The sequence below is a fragment of the Streptomyces sp. NBC_00654 genome, from assembly GCF_026341775.1.
Taxonomy (GTDB): domain Bacteria; phylum Actinomycetota; class Actinomycetes; order Streptomycetales; family Streptomycetaceae; genus Streptomyces.
In genome coordinates this window covers 1,203,597-1,225,984 of record NZ_JAPEOB010000002.1, presented here as the reverse complement: position 1 = coordinate 1,225,984, position 22,388 = coordinate 1,203,597, and the positions used below count along the sequence as shown (strand labels likewise).

Annotated in this window: 15 protein-coding genes; 10 read left to right on the top strand and 5 right to left on the bottom strand. The window is 73.0% G+C overall.

What is annotated here, in order from left to right:
• The first annotated feature begins 11 nt into the window (after positions 1-11).
• The 3 genes from OHA98_RS25710 to OHA98_RS25700 all read left to right on the top strand — a co-directional run bounded on the left by OHA98_RS25710 (position 12) and on the right by OHA98_RS25700 (position 7,464).
• Positions 12-1,538 (top strand): hypothetical protein, encoded by a 1,527-nt coding sequence (locus OHA98_RS25710; protein ID WP_266929102.1) that lies wholly within the window; start codon positions 12-14, stop codon positions 1,536-1,538.
• Between the two features lie 124 nt (positions 1,539-1,662).
• On the top strand, positions 1,663-2,592 hold the full coding sequence (locus OHA98_RS25705; protein WP_266929101.1) for a hypothetical protein: 930 nt from the start codon (positions 1,663-1,665) through the stop codon (positions 2,590-2,592).
• Between the two features lie 57 nt (positions 2,593-2,649).
• A complete protein-coding gene (locus OHA98_RS25700) occupies positions 2,650-7,464 on the top strand; it encodes a hypothetical protein (RefSeq protein ID WP_266929100.1) in 4,815 nt (1,604 codons plus the stop codon).
• Positions 7,465-7,628: 164 nt separating this feature from the next.
• Here OHA98_RS25700 and OHA98_RS25695 read toward each other — a convergent pair whose 3' ends face one another.
• Entirely contained in the window at positions 7,629-7,979 is a 351-nt protein-coding gene (locus OHA98_RS25695; protein WP_266930908.1) for a hypothetical protein, read from the bottom strand.
• A 619-nt stretch (positions 7,980-8,598) separates the two neighbouring features.
• On the opposite strand from OHA98_RS25695, the gene OHA98_RS25690 reads away from it, so the two are divergent.
• From OHA98_RS25690 to OHA98_RS25675, 4 genes are read left to right on the top strand one after another with little or no spacing between them, the layout of a single operon-like run.
• Positions 8,599-11,469 (top strand): nitrate- and nitrite sensing domain-containing protein, encoded by a 2,871-nt coding sequence (locus OHA98_RS25690; protein WP_266929099.1) that lies wholly within the window; start codon positions 8,599-8,601, stop codon positions 11,467-11,469.
• Complete coding sequence (locus tag OHA98_RS25685; protein ID WP_266929098.1) at positions 11,466-11,909, top strand: roadblock/LC7 domain-containing protein; 444 nt, start codon at positions 11,466-11,468, stop codon at positions 11,907-11,909. Before OHA98_RS25690 ends, OHA98_RS25685 begins: the two co-directional genes overlap by 4 nt.
• Before the next feature lie 9 nt (positions 11,910-11,918).
• Entirely contained in the window at positions 11,919-12,356 is a 438-nt protein-coding gene (locus tag OHA98_RS25680; protein WP_266929097.1) for a DUF742 domain-containing protein, read from the top strand.
• Positions 12,337-12,942 carry an ATP/GTP-binding protein gene (locus OHA98_RS25675; RefSeq protein ID WP_266929096.1) on the top strand — a complete coding sequence of 202 codons (606 nt, stop codon included), beginning with the start codon at positions 12,337-12,339 and terminating at the stop codon, positions 12,940-12,942. The genes OHA98_RS25680 and OHA98_RS25675 overlap by 20 nt, the downstream gene beginning before the upstream one ends.
• A gap of 169 nt (positions 12,943-13,111) precedes the next feature.
• Here OHA98_RS25675 and OHA98_RS25670 read toward each other — a convergent pair whose 3' ends face one another.
• Both OHA98_RS25670 and OHA98_RS25665 read right to left on the bottom strand, forming a co-directional pair.
• Positions 13,112-13,459, bottom strand: coding sequence for a DUF962 domain-containing protein (locus tag OHA98_RS25670; protein WP_266929095.1), 348 nt, complete (start codon positions 13,457-13,459; stop codon positions 13,112-13,114).
• Between the two features lie 127 nt (positions 13,460-13,586).
• Entirely contained in the window at positions 13,587-14,393 is an 807-nt protein-coding gene (locus OHA98_RS25665) for a M15 family metallopeptidase (RefSeq protein WP_266929094.1), read from the bottom strand.
• A 60-nt stretch (positions 14,394-14,453) separates the two neighbouring features.
• On the opposite strand from OHA98_RS25665, the gene OHA98_RS25660 reads away from it, so the two are divergent.
• On the top strand, positions 14,454-15,014 hold the full coding sequence (locus OHA98_RS25660; protein ID WP_266929093.1) for an NUDIX domain-containing protein: 561 nt from the start codon (positions 14,454-14,456) through the stop codon (positions 15,012-15,014).
• Here the strand turns inward: OHA98_RS25660 and OHA98_RS25655 are convergent.
• The gene (locus OHA98_RS25655) at positions 15,005-17,410 is read right to left on the bottom strand and encodes a glycoside hydrolase family 31 protein (RefSeq protein ID WP_266929092.1); all 2,406 of its coding nucleotides are present in this window, start codon (positions 17,408-17,410) and stop codon (positions 15,005-15,007) included. The genes OHA98_RS25660 and OHA98_RS25655 overlap by 10 nt on opposite strands.
• A 232-nt stretch (positions 17,411-17,642) precedes the next feature.
• Between OHA98_RS25655 and OHA98_RS25650 the strand changes: the two genes are divergently transcribed.
• Positions 17,643-19,619 carry an acetoacetate--CoA ligase gene (locus tag OHA98_RS25650; protein ID WP_266929091.1) on the top strand — a complete coding sequence of 659 codons (1,977 nt, stop codon included), beginning with the start codon at positions 17,643-17,645 and terminating at the stop codon, positions 19,617-19,619.
• 66 nt (positions 19,620-19,685) lie between these two features.
• The gene (locus tag OHA98_RS25645) at positions 19,686-20,576 is read left to right on the top strand and encodes a hypothetical protein (RefSeq protein WP_266929090.1); all 891 of its coding nucleotides are present in this window, start codon (positions 19,686-19,688) and stop codon (positions 20,574-20,576) included.
• 97 nt (positions 20,577-20,673) lie between these two features.
• On the opposite strand, the gene ptsP is transcribed toward OHA98_RS25645, so the two are convergent.
• Entirely contained in the window at positions 20,674-22,344 is a 1,671-nt protein-coding gene (gene ptsP, locus OHA98_RS25640; RefSeq protein WP_266929089.1) for a phosphoenolpyruvate--protein phosphotransferase, read from the bottom strand.
• Between the last annotated feature and the right edge of the window lie 44 nt (positions 22,345-22,388).

Genomic DNA, 22,388 nt, shown 5'->3' with positions numbered 1-22,388 from the left:
ATCTGTCCCACGTGACTTCGCCTGCCTACACGGACAACGCTGCGCCCCAGCTCAGCGCGGGGCCGCGGCCTGCCCCGGGCCCCGCCGCCGACGAGGGGCTCTCGCGGCGGCTGCGCGCGCTCGCCTGCACGGCGCCGCTGCACGATCTCGACGTCCGCAAGGCGAACCTGGCCGGTGAGTACACGGTCTACGCGATGGCGGAGGTCGCCCTCGCCGCCATCGACCTGGTCACGCTCAACATGGACTTCGACACGGGTGCCGACCACGACCAGATAGTGGCCAGACTCCTGCCCCGGGTGGGCGCGCAGGCCCCGCGGCGCCCCGTCGCCGAGCACGAACGGGTCGCCCGCTGGGTCCTGGAGAACCTGATCAACGTCGGGAGCGTCGACCGCGGATTCCGTGCGGTGTACGGCACCTTCGGGCCGGACGGCGTCTACGTCCGCCGGGACTACGACTTCAAGCTGATCGAGGAGGTCCCGGGGTACGGCGGCACCGTCTACCTCCGCGCCACCGACGAGGCGGTCAACGTCCTCGTCGGCGCCCTGGACACCGACGTCACCAGCGCCCAGATCGCCGCCGAGGTGAAACTGGAGGTCCTGATCAGCCGGGGCCGCCTCGCCGATGCCCAGCTCGCCGCCGAGCAGGCCCGCTACCGCACCGTGCAGTACGCGCAGACGCTCCGCAGGACCCTGGAGGCGACCCGGCGCAATGTGCGCGCGGTCGACTGGCTCAACACGGTCCCGGACATGATCGACGAAGCCCTGGACCACGTGGCCGACCGCTACCGCCACGAGAACGCGATCCTCACCAACATCCGCAAGGCGCGTGACGAGGCCGAGGAACCCGAGCACAAGCGGCGCGCCGCCGAGCTGGTCGACATCGTCAAGGACTGCATCCGCCGCCACACCCAGCTCCAGTCCCGGCTGCTGGAGGCCGGACCGCTGTTCCGCGCCGAACAGGACCGCCAGGCGTTCGCCGCCCCCACCGCCCGGGTGGGCCTCGACCTGTACGGCCAGCTGGTCGCCCCGCTGCTCCCGCTCCCCGTCGAACAGTCGATCCGCGCCACCGACGCCTTCTTCGCGCACGGGACGGGACTGCGCACCCCCACGTCCGTACGCGTGGGAGACCTGGTCGACATGCTCCTCACCCCGCCCCTGGAGCGGGAGCACCTGGGCGCGGAGATGCCCGAGCCCGATCTGATCGCCACGCCGGACGACAGCCGGTTCAGCGAGGACCAGCTCGCGAGCGCCATGACCCTGCTCGACCTGGAGCACGACGCACCGCGCCGGCTCTCCGGTCTGCTCGCCGAGGCCCGGCTCAGCGATCCCGAACTGCCGTACCTGGTCGCCCTGCTCGCCGTCCACGCCGCCAGCCCGCCCGTCGGTACCGCCTACCGCCAGGGCGAGCGGCGCCTGCTGTTCGCGGTCGACGACGGTACGGAGCTGGACGACCCGGAGTTCGGCGGCGCCGACCTCATAGTGGGCACCGCTCTGCTGGACGCGGCCGGAATGGCCGCCGACCGCAAGGAGGCCTCATGACCGCCGCCCCCCACCCCGTGCCACCCGGGCCCGGACACCGCCCCGTACGGCTCGCGCCCCGCCGTGCCGTACGGCTCGCGCCCCGCCCCGTACCGAAGCCTTTCCGCAGCAAGGAGCCACGGCCGTGAGCGACCACCACGCCGAGCACACCGACGTGTGGGGCGAGCCGTCCGGCCCGCATGCCACGCACAGCACCGACCCCGCACCGGCGGCCGAGACGGCCACCGGTGCGCCGGTCACCCCGGCCGACGCCGCCGACGCCGCACGGCTGGTCTCCTTCGGACTCCAGCCCAAGCTGCTTCCCGCACGCGACGCCGAGTACGCCGAACTGCTCCGCCGCTACCGCGAGGAGCCCGCCTTCGCCCGGCTCGCCGACGCCGTCGCCACCGGGCTCGGACTCATCGTCCTGGAGGTGTCCACCCGGGCCGGCATGGCGGTGACGGCGGGCGAGGACTCGGTCTTCGCCGTACGCATGGGCGACTACGCCCGCCGCGCCTCCTCCGACGCCGCCGACCGCTTCCTGCACGGCCTCGCCCACCTCGCCGTCGCGGCCATGGCCTTCCCCCGCCCCGAGGACCTCGCCGACGACGCGTACATCGGCCGCATCACGGTCAACGGGGTCGACGCGTTCGTCCGTCAGGCCTGCCACCGGCTGGAGGAGCGCGCCGAGGAGCAGGGCGACAACAGCGACCCGGCCACCGACGCCCCGGGGCTGGAGGCCGGGTGGCGGATCTACGCCCGCCGCAGCGCCACCGGAGCGACCAAGGACGCCCGGCGGCTGGCCGGTTCCACCACCGGCATCATCGGCAAGGCCGTCGCCTTCCTCACCGACTCCGGCTTCCTCCAGCGCACCGGGGACGACGCGGGCGGCGCCTACCGCACCACCGCCCGCTACCAGCTCCAGGTACGCGACATGGCGGGCAGCGCCGCCATGGCCGAGCTGCTGGATCTGGGGGTCGTCCCCGTCACCGACGGCACGGCCACGCTGCTGCCCCCGCCCGACCCCGACAGCCTGGAGCTGGCCGCCGACGCGGGCCTGCCCTTCCACGCCTGAAGCCGCCCCGCAACCGCCGCTCCGCACCCGCTTTCCGAACGACGAGAGTCCGCCGCCATGTACGAGTTGTCCCGGGTCCGCCTCTACTCCATCGGGCCTGCCGGTGCGCGCTACGCCGACACCGTCCTCGACCTGCGCGGAGTGGGCGAGCCCGTTCCCGACCCCGCGCCGGCCCAGGCCGAGTTCTTCGAGGAGGAGCCGGTCGGCCCGCCGCGCCGTCCGGCGCCGGCGGGTGTGCTCTTCCTGGAGAACGGCGGCGGCAAGTCCGTCCTGCTCAAGCTGATCTTCTCGGTGATGCTGCCCGGCCACCGCAACACCCTGGGCGGCGCCAGCTCCGGCGTCCTGCGCAAGTTCCTGCTCGCCGACGACTGCGGCCATGTCGCCCTGGAGTGGCAGCACACCCTCACCGGCGAATGCGTCGTCGTCGGCAAGGTCAGCGAATGGCGGGGACGTCAGGTCTCCAACGACCCGCGCAAGTTCGCCGAGGCCTGGTACTCCTTCCGCCCCGGCCCCGGACTCAGCCTGGACAGCCTCCCGGTCGCCGAGGCCACCTCCGTGGTCCGCCCGGCGGAAGGCGCCTCCGGCGCTCAGGGCAGGCGCCGCACCATGAAGGGCTTCCGCGACGCGCTGATGGACGCGGGCAAGTTCTACCAGCACCTCGACGTGCACTGGGAAGAGATCCACGACCGCTGGAACGAGCACCTCGGCGACCTCGGCCTGGACCCCGAACTCTTCCGCTACCAGCGCGAGATGAACGCCGACGAGGGTGAGGCCGCCGGGCTCTTCGCGGTCAAGAAGGACTCCGACTTCACCGACCTGCTCCTCCGCGCCGTCACCGACACCCGCGACACCGACGGCCTCGCCGACCTGGTCAGCGGCTTCGGCAACAAGCTGGGCCGCCGCGCCGAACTCACCGCCGAACGCGACTTCACCGCGGGCTCGGTCGATCTGCTGGGCCGGATCGTCGAGGCCACCGCCACCCGCTCCCGTACCCGCGACATCCACGCGGGCGCAGAACGGCGCACCCGCACCCTCGCCCGCCGCCTCGCCGCCCGCGCCGCCGAGGAACGCGGCCGCACCGCGGAGCTGGCCCAGCAGGTCACCGCCGCCGCCCACACCGTCACCGAGGCCGAGGCGACCCGGAGCCACCGTGCCCTGATCGCCGCCGAACTGGCCTACCGGCACGCGTCGCTGGCCCTGACCGCCGCCGAGAAGGGCGCCGCCGCCCAGCGTCGTGAGCTGGGCGAGGCCAGGACCCTGCACGCCGCCTGGCAGGCCGCCGAAGCGGTCCTGCGCCACCGGGCCGCCGCCGACCGTTCGGCCAGGGTCGCCGTCGCCATCCGCGAGGCCGAACGCGACGCGGCGCCCGCCCTCGCCGCCCGTGCCACGGCCGCCGCCGATCTCGTACGGGCCCTGCACACCGCCGCCGAGGACGGCGAGCGGGTGGCCAACGAGGAGGAGGAGCGTTCCGACACCCTCCAGGCCACCGGCGAGCGGGCCCACCGCGACGCCACGATCGCCGCCACCGAGGCCCAGCGCGCCCGCAGCGAGGCCGGACACCTGCGCCAGCGGCTGGCCGAGGTGGAGCAGGAGACCACCGAAGCGGTCCGGGCGGGCTGGCTCGACAACACCGCGCCCGACGCCGACCCGGCCCGCGCCGCCCTCGCCGCGAGCGACGCCGAACAGTCGGCCGTCGCCGCCTGGGACACCGCCCGGGACGCCGCGCGGGCGGCGGCCGACCTCGCCAGGGAGGCGGCGGCCGACGAGAGCCGCGCCGAGCTCGCCGCGGCACGGGCCGCGGACGGGGCGAAGGCCGCGGAGCAGTCCTACGAGGACGAGCTCGGGGCCGCCGGATCGATCGCCGCCGACGACCGCCTCGCGGACCTGCTGAGCCTGCCGTCGGCCACCGGGGTACCGCACCCCCGCCGAGGCGCCCGCACCCCCGGCACGGGGACGGGCACCGGCACGGAGCCGGGCGAGCCGTACGCCACCGCGCACCGGGACACCACCGGCGCCCCCGAGGACGACGGCCGGCCCACCGCGCCCGTCGCCGGCCGCCGGGCCGGCACCACGACGGCTGTCGCCGAGGACACCGACGGCGCACCGCGGCCCCTGACCGCCGAGGAGTTCGACCGGAGCGCCGACGAGCTCCGCGACCTCCTCGACCAGGGCATCGCCGCGGCCGAACGCAGGCTCTTCGACCTGCGCACCGCCGCGGCCGACGACGCGCGGATCCTCGGCGCGCTCGGCGACGGCGGCCTGCTCCCGCCGGGCCCCGACGTCCTCGCCACCGTCGAATACCTCGGCGAGCACGGCATTCCCGCCCTGCCCGGCTGGCGCTACCTCGCGCAGGCCGTCGACCCGGCCGACCACGCCTCGGTGCTCGCCGCCCGTCCCGAGCTGGTCGACGGCGTCGTCATCACCGACCCCGACTCGCACGCCCGCGCCCGTGAGGTCCTGGGGGCCGCGGCCCTCCTGCCCCGGTCCGCCGTCGCCGTCGGCACCGCCGCCGCGCTCCTCGCACCCGTCCCCGCCCCCGGCACGGACGGGCACACGGACGGCGTCTTCCTCGTCCCGCCGAACCCGGCCATGCACGACGAGCACGCCGCGGACGAGGAGCGGCAGGCGCTCCGGAGCAGGGCCACCGCCCGTGACGAGGACATCAGGACCCTCGCCGCCCGGCTCACCGGCGACCGCTCGCTCGCCGCCCGGATCGGCTCCTGGCGCGCCGACTGCCCGCCAGGGATGCTCGCCGAGCTCGCGGCCGCTGCCGCCGCCGCCCGTACCGCCGCCGAAACGGCCCGAGTGGCTCTCGCGGAGGCCCGCTCGGTCCGCGCCGAGGCCGACGAGGCCGCCGCCGACACCGCCCGCGTCCGCGACGAGCGCCAGGAGACCGCACAGCGCGCCCGCCGTGCCGCCGACGCCCTCGCCGGGCTCGCCTTCCGCCTCCGTGAGCGCGCCGGGTGGCAGCTGCGTCTGCGTGAACTGGTCGACGAGGCCGCCGAATCCGAAGCCCGCGCCACCGTGTATCTGGACCGGGCCCGCGCCGCCGACGAGGACCGCAGGGCCGCCCAGCGCGCCGGGGACGACGCCCGCCGCACCGCACGGGCCCTGCGCGCCGAGCGGGCCGAGATCGCCGGCGCCCCGGAAGTGCTCCCGGAGCCCGGACCGGACACGGTCCGCACCGCCCTGCCCACCCTGCGCGAGGCCTACCGCGCCGCGTCCCAGCTGTACGAGAAGGTGGGCGTCGGCGCCGACCTGCGCGCCGAACAGGCCCGTGCCGAGAGCGACGAGAGCGCCGCGCTCGCCGAGCTCGACCGCCTCACCAACAAGGTCCGCACCCGCGCGGCCCAGCTCCTCGAAGGGACCGACGGCGCGGACGGCCCCTCCCGTCAGGCGGCGGCGGCACGGGCCGAATCGCTGGTCCAGCTCCTGGAGACCCGCGCCTCCACCGCCAGCGAGCAGCTCGGCCGGCTGCGCGGCGAGGCGGAACGGCTCGCACCGCAGGACGACGAGCCGCACCACACCGAGCTGTCCGACGAGCTGTCCCCGGCGGACGCCGAACAGGCCCAGGGCCTCCTGCGCACGGCCACGTCCGAACGGGCCGCCGCCGACGGAGCCCTGGACACCGCCCGCGCCGCCCACGCCGAACTGCTCCACGCCCACCGCACCGCCGAGGACTCCGCGGGCGGCTTCGACGAGACCGCCGCCCTCCTGCGCGACCTGCTCCGGGACAACGGCGCGGACGACACCGCCGAAACCCCCGACACCTACCCCGGCAGCCTCGACGAGGCCCGGCAGTCCGCCGCCGAGGCCCGCCGCTCCCTGCGCGGCTGCGCCACCGACCTCTCGGCGGCCGAGAGCGCCGTACGGGAGGCGAGCGACATCCTGGTACGGCACGCCAACTCCACCCGCTACGAGCAGGTGCGCACCCCCGCCCGCCAGCAGATCCGGGAGCTTCCCGCAGCGGCGCTGCCGGAACACGCCGAGAAGTGGGCCGCCGCCTTCGCCCCCCGGCTGCGCGTCCTCACCGACGAGCTGGTGCAGCTGGAGCGCAACCGCGACTCCATCGTCGACCGGCTCCGCGGGCTGGTGGAATCCGCCCTCACCACCCTCCGCTCCGCCCAGCGGCTCTCCCAGCTGCCCGAGGGACTGGGGGAGTGGTCGGGGCAGGAATTCCTCCGCATCCGCTTCGAGGAACCCGACCAGGCCACACTCACCGAACGCCTCGGCGGGGTCATCGACGAGGCCACGCACGCCGCACTCAAGAAGAACTCCGACCTGCGGCGCGACGGAATGTCCCTGCTGCTGCGCGGAGTCGAGGCGGCTCTGCGGCCCAAGGGCATCGCCGTGGAGATCCTCAAGCCGGACGCCGTGCTCCGTGCCGAGCGGGTCCCGGTGGGACAGATGGGCGACGTGTTCTCCGGCGGCCAGCTGCTCACCGCCGCGATCGCCCTGTACTGCACCATGGCGGCGCTGCGCAGCAACGACCGCGGACGCGACCGCCACCAGCACCGGCACGCGGGGACGCTCTTCCTCGACAACCCCATCGGCCGCGCCAACGCCACATATCTGCTGGAGCTCCAGCGCGCGGTGTCGGACGCGCTGGGTGTTCAGCTGCTCTACACGACCGGCCTGTTCGACACGACGGCGCTCGCCGAATTCCCCCTGGTCATCCGCTTGCGCAATGACGCGGACCTCAGGGCGGGCCTGAAGTACATCAGCGTCGAGGAGCACCTGCGTCCCGGGCTGCCCCAGCAGCACCCGGACGGCGAGGTGGTGCACGGCGAGATCACGGCGACCCGGATGTTCAAGCGGAACGCGGCCCCGGAGGGGGCAGGCACACCTTCCCCGGAGCCGGCCGCGGGCTGACGTCCCGGACGGGCGCACGGGCCGTACCCACGCGCGCACGGACGCGAGCGGGCGATCTCCCGCTGTGCGGAGCCGCGTGCGCCCGTACCCGCGTGCGCCCGTACCCACGCGTGCACGGCTACGAGCATGGGGCCGGTCCTCCGGATCAGGACCGGCCCAGCACCTCAGGCCTGGGACAGGTCGCTCGCGCCCCGGTGGTCCCGTCGTATCCCGGTACCGTCCAGGTCCGCCGTCCGGGCCGCGCGCCGTGCCCGGCGGCGCTCGCGGCGCATCCGCCGCGCCGTGCTGCTGGGCACGGACACCACACCGTTGCGCTGATGCCACACCTGACGGGTCACCCACACATCCAGCACCGACCAGGTCGCGACCACCGTGCTGGCGACCGAGCTGAGCACCATCGGGAAGGCGAGCCAGGAACCCGTCAGCGTGCACAGAAAGGCCACCATGGCCTGGATGAGCGTCAGCGACATGATCAGCACGGCACGCACCGCGGCCGTCCGCACCGCATCAGGCATCCGCCGCTTCGACGCCGGTTCCTCCACCCACAGCTGCCGCGGAATCCGCGCCCCTCCCGTGGCCCCGGCCGCCGCGGTGCCGTCCGGCCTTCCGGTTCTCCGGCGCTCGTCCGTATTCAAGGACCTTCAACTCCCCACCACTGTCCGACTTCAGGGTGGCTGCCCGGCTTGTGCCCGCTCCACGCGGGCGGACCGGGTCCATCGTGCCGCGCAGGCCCCGCAGTGCCATCTTCCCCCATACAGAGGGACGTATGAACACTCGTGAAGATTCCCGCAGAAAGGCCCCAGGGAGCCCGGACGGTCACGGAACGAAGAATTCCAGCCAAGTGCCACGCCCGGGTATACGGCGCTCTGTCACACAACCGCTGTCGCTTTCGCGAAATTCATCTCAGGGAATACCAGGACAACTCACGATCAACTCGCAGGCGGGCGGCCGAAAATCTTCCGGAGGTGTCTTCGAGTTGCCTGTGTGTCAGTAGTAGGCTCGCGCCGTTTATTGACGCAGGACCGACGGTCGTCGACGCAGAAACGACCGACGGACCGTCGGGGCACGGGCGACGGACGTCGAGCAGGACCGACGGAACACACCCCCGCGTGCGGGGGCGATCTGGGGGAGGCCATGCGCTTTCGCGGGAAGTCCATCCGCAGGAAGATCGTGGCGTTGCTCCTGGTGCCGCTCGTATCCCTCACGGGCCTCTGGGTCTTCGCCACCTTCCTCACCGGCCGCGAGGCCAACCAGCTGATGAGCGCGAGCGCCATCGTGGAGAAGGTCAGCCACCCCCTGGAGGAGACCGTCCGGGCCGTCCAGGGCGAACGCAGACAGACCCTCGCCTTCCTCGCCGACCCCAGGGCCTCCGACGCCCTGCCCCTGCTGCGCCGTCAGCGTGCCGCCACCGACCGGATCGTGGCGGAGGTCCGGGTCGGCGCACAGCGGCAGGACATCCGCGACGCGCTGCGCCCCGCCGCCGAGACCGAACTCGACTCGATCCTCAGCGCCGTCGACGGACTCGACGCCCTGCGCGACTCGGTCGAGAACCGCACCATCAGCCGCAACCAGGCCCTGGACTTCTACAACGGCCTCGTGGACCCCTGCTACCGCTTCCTGAACGGTCTCCACCGGATGGAGAACGTGTCGATGGACAAGCAGGTCCGCGCCCTGGTCGGCATATCGCGGGCACGGGAAATGCTCTCCCGCGAGGACGCGCTGATCAGCTCCGGACTCAGCGCGGGCCGTCTCACCGCTCCCGAACTGCGCGCGATATCCGACCTCGTCGCCAACCGGAAGCTCCTCTACGAGATCAACCTCGAACTCCTCCCCTCATCGGAGCGACGACGCGTCGAGCAGTACTGGGGCAGCCCCGACACCGAACCGCTGCGCACGGCGGAGAGCCGGCTGATCGACGCCGGACCGGCGAAGGAGCCGGGCACGGTCGACGCCGAACGGTGGCAGCAGGTGGCCCCGCCCGTACTGGACCGGCTGGCCAACGACTCCACCGAGATGAGCAACCGCTTCCAGGGCCGCGCCGAACCGGCCGCCTACCGCGTTCTCGTCCAGGCCGGCATCGCGGGCGTCCTCGGCTTCCTCGCCCTCCTCATCTCGGTCTTCGTCTCCGTGCGCATCGGCCGTGAGCTGATCCGCGACCTCTCCCGGCTCCGCAAGGACGCCCACGAGGTGTCCGGCGTCCGGCTGCCCAGCGTGATGCGCCGGCTCGCCGCCGGGGAACAGGTCGACGTCGAGACCGAGGCCCCTCGACTCCAGTACGAACGGGATGAGATCGGCCAGGTCGGCCAGGCCCTCAACACCCTTCAGCGGGCCGCCGTCGAGGCCGCCGTCAAACAGGCGGACATGCGCCGCGGTGTCTCCGAGGTGTTCGTCAACCTCGCCCGCCGCAACCAGGTGCTCCTGCACCGCCAGCTGACGCTGCTGGACACCATGGAGCGCCGTACGGAGAACAGCGACGAACTCGCCGACCTGTTCCGCCTCGACCACCTGACCACCCGCATGCGGCGCCACGCCGAGGGCCTCGTGATCCTTTCCGGGGCCGCCCCGTCCCGGCAGTGGCGCAAGCCGATCCAGCTGATGGACGTGGTCCGGGCCGCGGTCGCCGAGGTGGAGGACTACGAGCGCATCGAGGTCCGGCGGCTGCCGCGGATCGGGGTCGGCGGTCCCGCCGTCGCCGACCTCACCCACCTGATCGCCGAACTCCTGGAGAACGCCACCGTGTTCTCCCCGCCCCACACCGCCGTCCAGGTCCACGGGGAACGCGTCTCCAACGGCTTCACGCTGGAGATCCACGACCGGGGGCTCGGCATGGCCCCGGACATCCTGCTGGACGCCAACCTGCGGCTCGCCGAGACCCCCGACTTCGAACTCTCCGACACCGACCGGCTCGGCCTCTTCGTGGTCAGCCGCCTCGCCCAGCGGCAGAACGTACGGGTCTCGCTCCAGAAGTCCCCGTACGGAGGGACGACCGCCGTCGTGTTCATCCCGGCGGCGCTGCTGACCGACGCCCCCGACACACACGGCACCGGATTCCGCCTGGACCGCCGGGCCGAGCGGGCGATCATCGGCGGCCGCCCGGCGGACGACGCCCGGGGCGGCGACCGGTCCGGGAAGGACGGTGCACGGGAGAGCGAGGACCGCAGGGCGGGCGGCACCGGCAGGTCCTCGGCGCTCTCCCCGGTACCCACCGGTCTCACCGACCCGGCCGTGCTCGACGGACCCGTCGAACTCGAAGGCCCCGTCGGACCGCTGGACTTCGTGAACGGCGCGCTCGACCGGCCCCTCGACCCGGCGCTCGGCCCCGTGCTCGACGGCGTCCGCGATCTGGAGGACACCGAGAGCGAACGCGGCGGCATCTTCCGCTCCCGGGACCTGCACCGCGCCGGCGACCGTGACCAGCACCAGCAGGCCCGCGACCACGGCGGTGAACCGTCGGCGGACGTCCGTCCGATGCGGCCGGCCGGTCCGGTGCCGCTGCCCCGCCGCAAGCCTCCGACACTCGTCGCCGACCGGGGGCGCCGGGTGGACGACTCCGGCCGTGCCGCCCACCCCACCGACGAGGACGCCCCGGCATCGCCCGGGACGGGTTCCGGTTCCACCGGTCCGACCCGCACCACGACCGGCCCGGTCGCGCACACCGGCACACCACGTACCCCCAAGACCCCCCGGGCCGCGGCGTCCCCCGAGTCCTCGTACGCCTCGCGGTTCCCCGGCGAACCGGCGGAACCGGGAACCGTGGGCGGACTGCCCCGACGGGTCCGGCAGGCGAGCCTCGCCCCCCAGCTCCGCGGGGAATCCGCGGGAGGGCCGCCGCACCACGACCCCGTGGACGGCGCCGACGACGTCGAGCGCGACGCGGACGAAGTACGCGATCGCATGGCCTCGCTCCAACGGGGCTGGCAGCGCGGCCGCCGGCAGAACGCCGAGGACGCGTCCGGCCCCGGCGATACAGCACCAGGAACCACTCCGGGAGGGGACGGTCGATGACCGCACCGAACGCCGCAGCACAGGACTCCGTACGTCAGGGGTCCGGCGAACTCAACTGGCTGCTCGACGAACTCGTGCAGCGCGTCGCCAGTATCCGTAAGGCGCTGGTGCTCTCCAGCGACGGTCTGGCCACCGGTACCTCGCAGGATCTGACCAGGGAGGACAGCGAGCATCTGGCCGCTGTCGCCTCCGGCTTCCACAGCCTGGCCAAGGGCGTGGGCCGGCACTTCGACGCGGGCCGGGTGCGCCAGACCGTCGTCGAGCTCGACGAGGCGTTCCTCTTCGTCACGGCCGCGGGCGACGGCAGCTGTCTCGCCGTCCTGGCCGACGCCGACTCCGACGTGGGTCAGGTGGCGTACGAGATGACGCTGATGGTCAAGCGTGTGGGCGCCCATCTGGCCAACGCCCCACGGACCACCGGTCTGTCCGCCGGAGGGTGAGGGGATGGCATGAGCGCCGACTCCTCCGGGGAGACCGCCCCCGGATCCTCTGATGCCCCCGGTGGCCCCCCGTCCTCACGCTGGTACGACGCGGACGCCGGACCGGTGGTCCGTCCGTACGCGATGACCCGGGGGCGTACCAGCAGCGCGTCACGCCACCGGCTCGACCTGATCGCGGTCGTCGTCCCCGAACCGGCGGCCGATGACCCCGGCCGGGACCAGACGCTCTCCCCGGAACACGTGGAGATCGTCGAACTCTGCAGCGACATGCCCCAGTCGATCGCCGAGCTCTCCGCCGGCCTGGACCTTCCCGTGGGAGTGGTCCGGGTGCTGGTGGGCGATCTCGTGGAGGACGAGCTGGTGCACGTAACCCGTCCCGTTCCGCCGGCCGAGCTGCCGGACGTGAACATTCTTCGCGAGGTGATCAATGGCCTTCGGGCGCTCTAGCCGCAAGAGGCGGCCCGTTGAGCCCGTTACCCTGAAAATCCTGGTGGCGGGCGGATTCGGTGTGGGCAAGACGACCCTGGTGGGCGCGGTCAGCGAGATCAGGCCGCTGCGTACGGAGGAGAGGCTGAGCGAGGCGGGCCGTCCGGTGGACGACCTGGAGGGTGTCGAGGGCAAGACCACCACCACGGTGGCCATGGACTTCGGACGCATCACGCTCCGCGAGGACCTGGTGCTGTACCTGTTCGGTACCCCGGGCCAGGACCGCTTCTGGTTCCTGTGGGACGAGCTGGCCCAAGGGTCCCTGGGCGCGGTCGTCCTCGCGGACACCCGGAGGCTGGCGGACTGCTTCGCGGCGGTCGACTACTTCGAGCGCCGGAAGATCCCGTTCACCGTGGCCGTCAACTGCTTCGAGGGCGCCGACCGCTTCCCCGCGGAGACGGTGCAGGCCGCGCTCGACCTCGATCCCGGGGTGCCGGTCCTCGTGTGCGACGCACGCGAGCGGTCCTCCGTGCGTGACGTACTGGTCAGGGTGGTCGAGCACGCGCTGGCCCGTGCCGACCGGCCCAAGGAGCCCGTCACCACCTGACAGCCGCGGGCGTGCGGGCCGTACCCCCGACGACGGCGCGGGGGTGCGGGCCGCACGCCGTCCGGCAGGAGGACGCGCGGCCCGCACGGCGGGAGGCCGCGTCGTCGTGTGCGTCCGTCTCCGCCGCTCTCCCGCCGCCGCTCTCCCGCCGCTGCTCTCCGGTCGCCGCTCAGCGGTTCTCGGCGAGCCACTTCTCCGCGGTCTCCGCCAGCTCCCGGTCCCGGCCCGCGAGCATCATGCGGATCATCTGCACATCGCCGCGCAGCGACCACGCGGGATGCCCGAAGCTGGCCGGGTTGTTCCTCTCGATGAAGAAATGCGCCGGCCAGGCGGTTCCGTACCCGATCAGGGGCAGGGCCGCCGCGTAGCGCTTCCGGCCACGCGCCAGCCCGTAGACGGCGATCGTGAGACCGGTCAGCGTGCCGGTCAGATGGACCCAGCGGGTCGCGCTGCGGGAGTGCATCGCCACGTAGTAGGGCCAGAACTCCTCGTACGAATCGAACGTCTGCTGTGACATACGGGCACCGTAATGGCTGACGCGGCAACCGGATACGGCTGTTCCGCGTCCGAGAAGAAGAACGGGCGGCCGGAGCCCACGGGGGTGGTCCCGGTCGCCCGTTCCCCCGCGCCTCCCGGGGCCGCGTTCAGTGCCCCGCGACGGACCGCCGGGCCACCGGGAAGTCGAAGTACGTGTCCGGAAACAGTTCCGGTGTGAAGGTGTAGTGCCACCACTCCTCGGCCAGATTCACGAAACCGGCCCCGGTGAGCGTCCGCTTCAGGAACTGCCGGTTGGCGCGCTGCACCCCCTGGATCCGTGGGTCGTCCGTATGCGACAGCGTGTCGAAACAGTCATAACCCGTCCCCATGTCCACCGAATTGTCGGGGAAACGTTCGCTTTCGGGCGCGTAGCAGGGAGTGAGGGGCTCGCCCGGCAGATACGGCCGGGTCGGCAGGGCCGGCAGCCTCACCATGGTCAGATCGACCGTGCTGCCCCGGCTGTGGCCGGACTTCTCCGCGATGTAACCGTCCTCGAACAGCCGGGACTTGTCGACCCGCGGGTAGAACTCGCCCTCCATGACCCGGTCGTCGGGATCCTTCGCCCACCGTACGAAGTGGTCCACCGCCCGCTGCGGCCGGTAGCAGTCGTACACCTTCAGCGAGTAGCCCCGGCGAAGCAGCCGTGTCTGCGCCCTGTGCAGCGCGCGGGCGGCGGGCCGGGTCAGGATGCAGACCGGCTCGCGGTATCCGTCCACCGGCTCGCCCATGAAGGTGTGGGCGGTCGGGTAGCGCATCTCCTGGATGATCGTCGGGTCCACGGACCGCAGCGCGACGAACTCCTCGGGAACCTCCGGTTCCGGCGCGGCGCGGGCCACCGGGGCGGCGGCGGTCGCGACGGACAGCGCGGCGGCAGCGGCCGCCAGGGTACGGAGAACACGGCGCATTTCTGTCATGGGCACACCGTCTATCAGCTCCCCGCCCCGCGCGGAAGACCGATCGGATACAGTCCGCCCGTGTCCGAGCCCAGGAACGGTCCCGCCGACCCCGCACAGCCGGTCCCGCAGGGGAGGAACTCCCACTGCGGCAGGTGCGGAGCCTCCTACCGTGACCTCCGGTCCGCCGACGACTGGCCCCGCACCTGCACCCGTTGCGGCACGACCGCCTACCGCAACCCGCTGCCCGTGGCGGTGGCTCTGCTGCCCGTCACCGACCGGCACGGCACCGGACTCGTCGTCATCACCCGCACCATCGAGCCCCGGAAGGGCGGCGTGGCCCTCCCCGGCGGCTTCATCGACCACGCCGAGGACTGGCGGCACGCGGTCGTACGGGAACTCCACGAGGAGACCGGCATCCAGGCCCCCGAACAGGACGTCCGCCTCGCGGACGCCCTCAGCTCCCCGGACGGCCACCTGTTGGTCCTCGGTCTGCTCCCGCGGCGCCCCGCCGCCGCTCTCCCGCCCTCCGTACCGACCGACGAGACATCCGGCCACCACATCCTGCGCACTCCGCAGGAGCTGGCCTTCCCCCTGCACACCGAAGCGGTACGCGCCTGGTTCGCGGGCCGCTACGACTGACCCGTACCGCCTGCCGCACCCACCGCTCCCGTGCCGGACACACCCCGGAGACCCCGCACCCGCACGGGCCGGGCCACCACGCCCTCCCCGCCGTCCCGCTCGACCACCACACGCCCGTCCGCCAGCCGCGTGGTGTACCGCTCGACCTCGGCCTCCTCCCATCCGTCGCCCGCATCGGGCACGACCAGACCGCCCCCGCTGCGCCCCGGCGGCGGAGCCCACACCTCCAGTTCCGTCCCACCGTCCGCGCCCCGCACCGGGATCACCGCACCGGCCCGGGCCAGCACCGGAATCCGGGACAGCGGGGCGTCCACCAGGACCTGGCCGGGACCCTCGTACGCCGCCCCGGTCGCCGTGTCGTACCACCGCCCGCGCGGCAGCCGCACCGCCCGCCGGTCCGCCCCGGGCTCCAGTACCGGTGCCACCAGCAACGCGTCCCCCAGCAGGAACGCGTCCTCGCAGTCCCGCAGCGCGCGGTCCCCCGGCGACCCCCACCACAGCGGCCGCGCGTACGGGGCACCCGTCAGCCGGGCCAGCCGCGCCAGCGTCACGAAGTACGGAAGCAGCCGCTCCCGCTCCGTCAGCGCCGCCCGCGCGTGCTCCAGCACCTCGGGCCCGAACTCCCACGGCTCCCGGCGGCCCGCGTCGATCGCCGCGTGCGTACGGAACAGCGGCAGATACGCGCCCAGCTGGAACCACCGCAGATACAGCTCCGGCGAGGGCGAGCCGTCGAACCCGCCCACATCCGGTCCGGAGTACGGCACCCCGCACAGCCCGAGGCCCAGCACGAGCGCGAGCGAGGCCCGCAGCCCCGGCCATCCGGTCGCCACATCTCCGGACCAGGTGCCCCCGTACCGCTGCATCCCGGCCCACCCCGACCGCGAGAACAGGAACGGCCGCTCCTCCGGCCGCAGGCGGAGCAGACCCTCGTAGCCGGCGCGCGCCATCGCGAGCCCGTACACATTGTGGGCCTCGCGGTGATCGCCGCCGCGGCCCTCCAGACAGTGCCTGGCCGAGCGCGGCAGGGTCGGGTCCCCGAAGGGCGTGAAGGACACCGGCTCGTTCATGTCGTGCCAGACGCCGGAGAAGCCCTGGGCGAGCCGTTCCGCGTACAGAGACCCCCACCATTCCCGCACAAGCGGATCGGTGAAGTCCGGGTATCCGCAGGCCCCCGGCCATACTTCCCCGACCACCACCCGCCCCTGGGCGTCCCGGACGAACGCCCCCCGCTCACCGACCGCCGCACCGCTGTCGAAGAGCGGCAGCCCGGCCTCCGCCTTCACGGCGGGATCCACGATCGACACCAGCCGGACCCCCTCCGTACGCAACTCCTGTGCCAGCGCGGGCAGGTCGGGGAACCCCCGGCGATCGACCGTGAACACCTGATGCGCGTCATAGTGATCGATGTCCAGATGGAGCGCGGACAGGGGGAGTCCACGCTCCCGGTACCCCGCCACGACCCGGCGCACCTCCCGCTCATCGCCGAAGCCCCAGCGGGCGTGCTGCGGCCCCAGCGCCCACGACGGCGGCAGCGCGGGCGCCCCCGTCAGCGCCGCCCAGCCCCGCAGCACCCGCGCCGGCGTCCCCGCCACCACCCAGCAGCGCAGCGGACCCCCGTCCATCCGAACCTCGCAGGTCCCCTGCCGGTCGTGCCCGGAACCCGCCCCCACCTCGCCCTCGCGCAGTGTCACCCGCCCGTCCCAGGTGTTGTCGTGGAAGGCCAGATGGGTCCCCGCGTCCGAGACCACGACCTGCACCGGCATCGTCAGATACAACGGATCGTCGCCGGGGCCGAAGCGTCCGCCCGGGTCGGTGTTCCACAGCCGGTACACCCCGTCGCGCAGCCGGGGCCCCGACGCCCGCCCGCCCAGCCCGAAGAACCGCGCGTCCGCCGGCACCTCGGACCGCTGCACCCACCGTGCCGGCCCCCCGCCCACCGGCTCCCACCAGCGCGGCGGCAGCTCCCGCCGCAGCACCACCCCACCCGGCGTCCTCAGCTCCAGCGCCCCGTTCCGTGACACCGCCACCGTCAGCCGCTCCGAGACGACCTGCCAGCCACCGTCCTTGTCCGGCTCCAGCCCGGCCCGCGGATCCGGCTCGGGCGGCGGACCCGGCAACGCGTACGACGGCAGCGGCTCCGCACCGTCCCAGGCCCAGAACACCGCGCCGCCCACCGCGACCCGGATCCGCAGCTCCGAACGGGCGAACCGCACCACACCCCCGCCGGGTCCGGGCTCCGCACCCAGCACCGACCCGGGAACCCTGGCCCGCTCCGCACCGCGCCCGGGGAGCGCCCGCGCATCCGCGCGCCGATACCGCCAGGCCGAGCGCACCGTGCGCAGACCCCGTACCGAACCGAGCAATTTCACCGAGCGCACCAGGTCACGACCGTCCATGCGGATCACCCTGCCACCCGGTCACCCCGAAGAACTCGCCGTTCAACTTCCGTTCACCCATGGCCGGAGCACATAGCCGGAGCACATAGCCGGACAAGCAACCATGGGCGGGCAACCCTGGTGTCCGGGACGATCACATGGCATCGTCCGTAGCAGGTGCTCACGCGCACACCCCAGCCCGTGTGCGCCGCCACGCCCACCCCGCGTACCCGTACAGCCAGGGAGCCGACCCATGACCTCAGCCGCGAACGACGCCCCCCTCTGGCAGCCCGGCCCCGACCGCATCGCGGCCGCCGCCGTCACCCGCTTCCAGAGCTGGGCCGCCGAACGGTACGGAGCCCCGGCAGAGGGCGGCTACCCGGCGCTCCACCGCTGGTCCGTCGATGAGCTCGACACCTTCTGGCAGGCCCTCGCCGACTGGTTCGACGTACGCTTCTCCACCCCGTACGAGTCGGTCCTGGGCGACCGCGCCATGCCCGGCGCCACCTGGTTCCCCGGCGCCACCCTCAACTACGCCGAGCACGCCCTGCGCGCCGCCGAGGACGCCACCCGCGCCGACGCCCCGGCCCTGCTCCACGTGGACGAGACCCACACCCAGGTGCCTGTCAGCTGGTCGGAGCTGCGCCGCCAGGTCGGCTCGCTCGCCGCGGAACTCCGCACCCTGGGCGTCACCCCCGGAGACCGGGTCAGCGGCTACCTCCCCAACATCCCCCAGGCGATCGTCGCCTTCCTCGCCACCGCGGCCGTCGGCGGAGTCTGGACCTCCTGCGCCCCCGACTTCGGCGCCCGCAGCGTCCTCGACCGCTTCCAGCAGGTCGAACCCGTCGTCCTGTTCGCCGTCGACGGCTACCGCTACGGCGGCAAGGAACACGACCGGACCGGTACCGTCGCCGAACTGCGTGCCGAACTCCCCACCCTGCGGGCCGTCGTCCATGTCCCCCTGCTCGGGACCGCCGCTCCCGAAGGCGCCCTCGAATGGTCCGCCCTCACCGCCGCGGACACCGAACCGGTCTTCGAGCAGGTCCCCTTCGACCACCCGCTGTGGGTCCTCTACTCCTCCGGCACCACAGGCCTCCCCAAGGCCATCGTCCAGTCCCAGGGCGGCATCCTGCTCGAACACTTCAAGCAGATCGGCCTGCACTGCGACCTCGGACCCGAGGACCGTTTCTTCTGGTACACCTCCACCGGCTGGATGATGTGGAACTTCCTCGTCTCCGGCCTGCTCACCGGCACCACGGTCGTGCTGTACGACGGCAGCCCCGGATATCCCGACGTCAGCACCCAGTGGCGCGTCGCCGAACAGACCGGAGCCACCCTCTTCGGGACCTCCGCCGCCTATGTCATGGCCTGCCGCAAGGCCGGCATCCACCCGGGCCGCGACCACGACCTCTCCCGCGTCCAGTGCGTGGCCACCACCGGCTCGCCGCTCCCGCCGGACGGATTCCGCTGGCTGCACGACGAAGTGGCCGACGACCTGTGGATCGCCTCGGTCAGCGGCGGCACCGACGTCTGCAGCTGCTTCGCCGGAGGGGTCCCCACCCTCCCCGTACACATCGGTGAACTCCAGGCCCCCTGTCTGGGCACCGACCTCCAGGCCTGGGACCCGGCCGGCAAGCCGCTCACCGGCGAGGTCGGCGAACTCGTCGTCGCCCAGCCCCTGCCCTCCATGCCGATCCACTTCTGGAACGACCCCGACGGCAGCCGGTACCACGACAGCTACTTCGACATGTACCCCGGCATCTGGCGCCATGGGGACTGGATCACCCTCACCGACCGCGGCTCGGTCATCATCCACGGCCGCTCCGACTCCACCCTGAACCGACAGGGCGTGCGGATGGGGTCGGCCGACATCTACGAGGCCGTCGAGCGGCTCCCGGAGATCCGCGAATCCCTCGTCATCGGCCTGGAAGAGCCCGACGGCGGGTACTGGATGCCACTGTTCGTGCACCTCGCCGACGGCGCCACCCTCGATGACGACCTGCGCGAGAGCATCAGGCGGACGATCCGCGAGAACCTCTCCCCGCGCCACGTACCGGACGAGGTCATCGAGGTCCCCGCCATTCCGCACACCCTCACGGGCAAGCGCATCGAGGTCCCCGTCAAGCGGCTCCTGCAGGGCACGGACCTGTCCAAAGCGGTCAACCCGGGCTCCGTGGACAACATCGAACTCCTCCACTTCTACGCGGACCTGGCCCGCACCCGCCGCTGACGGTCCCGCTGTCAGACCCCATGGTTACGCTGAGTGAGCAATGACGCACAGTGCACAGGGGGACACATGGCGCACACGAAGTACGGCACATCCATGCGACGCACGCTGCGCCGCGAAGCACCCAGCACCATCGGCCTCCTGGTCGACGAGCAGGACTTCGCGGCCATGCGGCGCTACCGCACCTTCACGTTCGAGGACCACGCCGTCTACCTCCAGCAGGTCGAAGGCCTTCTCAAGTCCTTCGCGGCACAGGGCATGCACTCCACGGTCGCCCTCTTCGACCCCGAGGACTACGCGGAATTCTGTACGGAGTCCGGCCTCGACCCCGATGCCCCGACCAGCCGCAGCCGCTTCACCGCCGAGGTCGCGGGAGCCGGCGCCACCGTCCGCTACAGCGGCCAGCCCCTCGACGAGCTCATCCCGCTCCTGGTCTCCCGGTCGGTCCGCCGGGCCACCTGGGAGTACGCCACGCTCCTGTTGGCCGACCTCGGCGAATGCGCGGACTGCGGGCAGGACATCGGACGCGCCGCCTTCGACCGGGCCTCGCACCTGCTGATGCGGCTGCTGGAGACCGCGGGAGCGGGCACGCACCATCTCGTCTGCAGCACCCCGACCGAGAGCGAGCAGCTGCTCGCCGTCCTTCACACCGAGCGCGATCCGAAGGGCCCGGCAGGCCTCGAAGCATCCCAGGGAGCGGAGTTCGCCACCGTGCTCGCGGTGGCCATCGCCCTGGAAACGCGCGGGGGAGTGGTCCTGCGTACGAGCACACCGGGCGCCCCCGACCGCGTCCACGGCTGGAGGCTGACCGCGGGCAGCCTCCTCCCGCTCACCGCGGGCGAGGTCTTCAGCGCCTACTGCACCGACGCGGACACCGGCGAACCGGTCGCCCCGGAGTCCGGTGTGGAGTACTGCGCGGGCTTCGACATCGGCGCGGACGCGCCGGAAGCCCACCACTGACCCGGAGCGAGGACGTCGGCGGACAACGCGAGGAGGGGCTTCCCGCCCACTGACGGAAAGCCCCTCCACCACACGGTCCCGGCCGGACCGCACGGACCTACTCGCCCGACAGCACCGCCTGGGCGGCGACCCGCGCCTCCTCGGCGGACTCCGCCGAGCGGGCCGCGGAAGCCGCACGCTCGCACTGCGCGAGCGTGTACTTCGCCAGCGTCGCGCGCACGTAGGGAATGGACGCCGCACCCATGGAGAGCGAGGTGACACCCAGACCGGTCAGCACACACGCGAGCAGCGGATCGGCCGCGGCCTCACCACAGACACCACAGCTCTTGCCCTCGGCCCGCGCGGCCTCGGCGGACATCGCGACAAGATCCAGCAGAGCCGGCTGCCACGGGTCCTGGAGCCGTGACACGGCGCCCACCTGACGGTCGGCGGCGAAGGTGTACTGCGCCAGGTCATTGGTGCCCAGCGAGAGGAACTCCACCTCCTGCAGGATCGACCGCGCCCGCAGAGCCGCCGACGGAATCTCCACCATCGCACCGAACTTGGCCTCCAGCCCCGCCTCGCGGCACGCGTCCGCGAACGCCTTGGCGTCGATACGGTCGGCGACCATCGGAGCCATGACTTCCAGGTACACCGGCAGCCCCTCGGCCGCCTTCGCCAGCGAGGTCAGCTGAGTACGCAGCACGTCCGGGTGGTCCAGCAGGCTGCGCAGCCCACGGACACCGAGCGCCGGGTTCGGCTCATCCGCCGGGGTGAGGAAGTCCAGCGGCTTGTCCGCACCGGCGTCCAGCACCCGCACGACCACGCGGCCCTCGGGGAACGCCTCAAGGACGGCACGGTAGGCGGCGACCTGCTTCTCCTCGGACGGAGCGTGCTTGCTGTCGTCCAGGAAGAGGAACTCGGTACGGAACAGACCGACGCCCTCGGCGCCCGCCTCCACCGCCGCGGGCACATCGCCGGGACCGCCGACATTGGCGAGCAGCGGCACCTTGTGCCCGTCGGACGTGGCACCGGGACCGCTCGACGCGGCCAGCGCGGCCTTGCGGGCGGCGGCCGCGCTCTCCATCTCCGCGCGCTTCTCGTCGGTCGGGCGGACGAAGATCTCGCCGGTGCTGCCGTCGACCGCGATCACCGTGCCCTCGGCCAGCTCACCGGCGCCGGGCAGCGCCACCACGGCCGGAACGCCGAGCGCCCGCGCCAGGATCGCGCTGTGACTGGTGGGCCCGCCCTCCTCGGTGACGAAGCCGAGCACCAGCGTCGGGTCCAGCAGAGCGGTGTCGGCGGGAGCCAGGTCGCGGGCGATGAGCACGTACGGCTCGTCGCTGTCCGGGACACCGGGCATCGGCACACCGAGCAGGCGGGCCACGATCCGGTTCCGGACGTCGTCCAGGTCGGCGACCCGGCCCGCCAGGTACTCGCCGGCATTGGCGAGCAGCGCACGGTAGGCGGCGAACGCGTCGTACACGGCGCGCTCAGCGGTGCTGCCGACGGCGATCCGCCGTTCGACATCAGCCATCAGCTCGGGGTCCTGGGCCATCATGGCCTGGGCCTCGAGTACGTGCTGTGCCTCGCCACCGGCCAGATTGCCGCGCGCAATCAGGTCGGCCGCCACCGCTTCCACGGCCTGCCGGGCACGCCCCTGTTCGCGCCCGGCCTCCTCCGCGGGAATCTGTTTGGCGGGCGGCTCCAGCACCGCCGTACCCATGTGCCGAACCTCGCCGATCGCCACACCGTGGCTCACGCCGACGCCTCGCAGCGTTGTCTCCATTTCACCCGTCTCCGATTGTGCGGTGACCGTGTCACCGCGGTGGA

What these genes read in the sequence shown, in the direction of transcription:
- OHA98_RS25665 (WP_266929094.1), bottom strand. Translation starts at nt 14,393, where the DNA reads ATGACAGAAATGCGCCGTGTTCTCCGTACCCTGGCGGCCGCTGCCGCC.
- OHA98_RS25675 (WP_266929096.1), top strand. Translation starts at nt 12,337, where the DNA reads ATGGCCTTCGGGCGCTCTAGCCGCAAGAGGCGGCCCGTTGAGCCCGTT.
- OHA98_RS25655 (WP_266929092.1), bottom strand. Translation starts at nt 17,410, where the DNA reads ATGGACGGTCGTGACCTGGTGCGCTCGGTGAAATTGCTCGGTTCGGTA.
- OHA98_RS25685 (WP_266929098.1), top strand. Translation starts at nt 11,466, where the DNA reads ATGACCGCACCGAACGCCGCAGCACAGGACTCCGTACGTCAGGGGTCC.
- ptsP (WP_266929089.1), bottom strand. Translation starts at nt 22,344, where the DNA reads ATGGAGACAACGCTGCGAGGCGTCGGCGTGAGCCACGGTGTGGCGATC.
- OHA98_RS25680 (WP_266929097.1), top strand. Translation starts at nt 11,919, where the DNA reads ATGAGCGCCGACTCCTCCGGGGAGACCGCCCCCGGATCCTCTGATGCC.
- OHA98_RS25690 (WP_266929099.1), top strand. Translation starts at nt 8,599, where the DNA reads ATGCGCTTTCGCGGGAAGTCCATCCGCAGGAAGATCGTGGCGTTGCTC.
- OHA98_RS25670 (WP_266929095.1), bottom strand. Translation starts at nt 13,459, where the DNA reads ATGTCACAGCAGACGTTCGATTCGTACGAGGAGTTCTGGCCCTACTAC.
- OHA98_RS25700 (WP_266929100.1), top strand. Translation starts at nt 2,650, where the DNA reads ATGTACGAGTTGTCCCGGGTCCGCCTCTACTCCATCGGGCCTGCCGGT.
- OHA98_RS25695 (WP_266930908.1), bottom strand. Translation starts at nt 7,979, where the DNA reads ATGCCTGATGCGGTGCGGACGGCCGCGGTGCGTGCCGTGCTGATCATG.
- OHA98_RS25650 (WP_266929091.1), top strand. Translation starts at nt 17,643, where the DNA reads ATGACCTCAGCCGCGAACGACGCCCCCCTCTGGCAGCCCGGCCCCGAC.
- OHA98_RS25645 (WP_266929090.1), top strand. Translation starts at nt 19,686, where the DNA reads ATGGCGCACACGAAGTACGGCACATCCATGCGACGCACGCTGCGCCGC.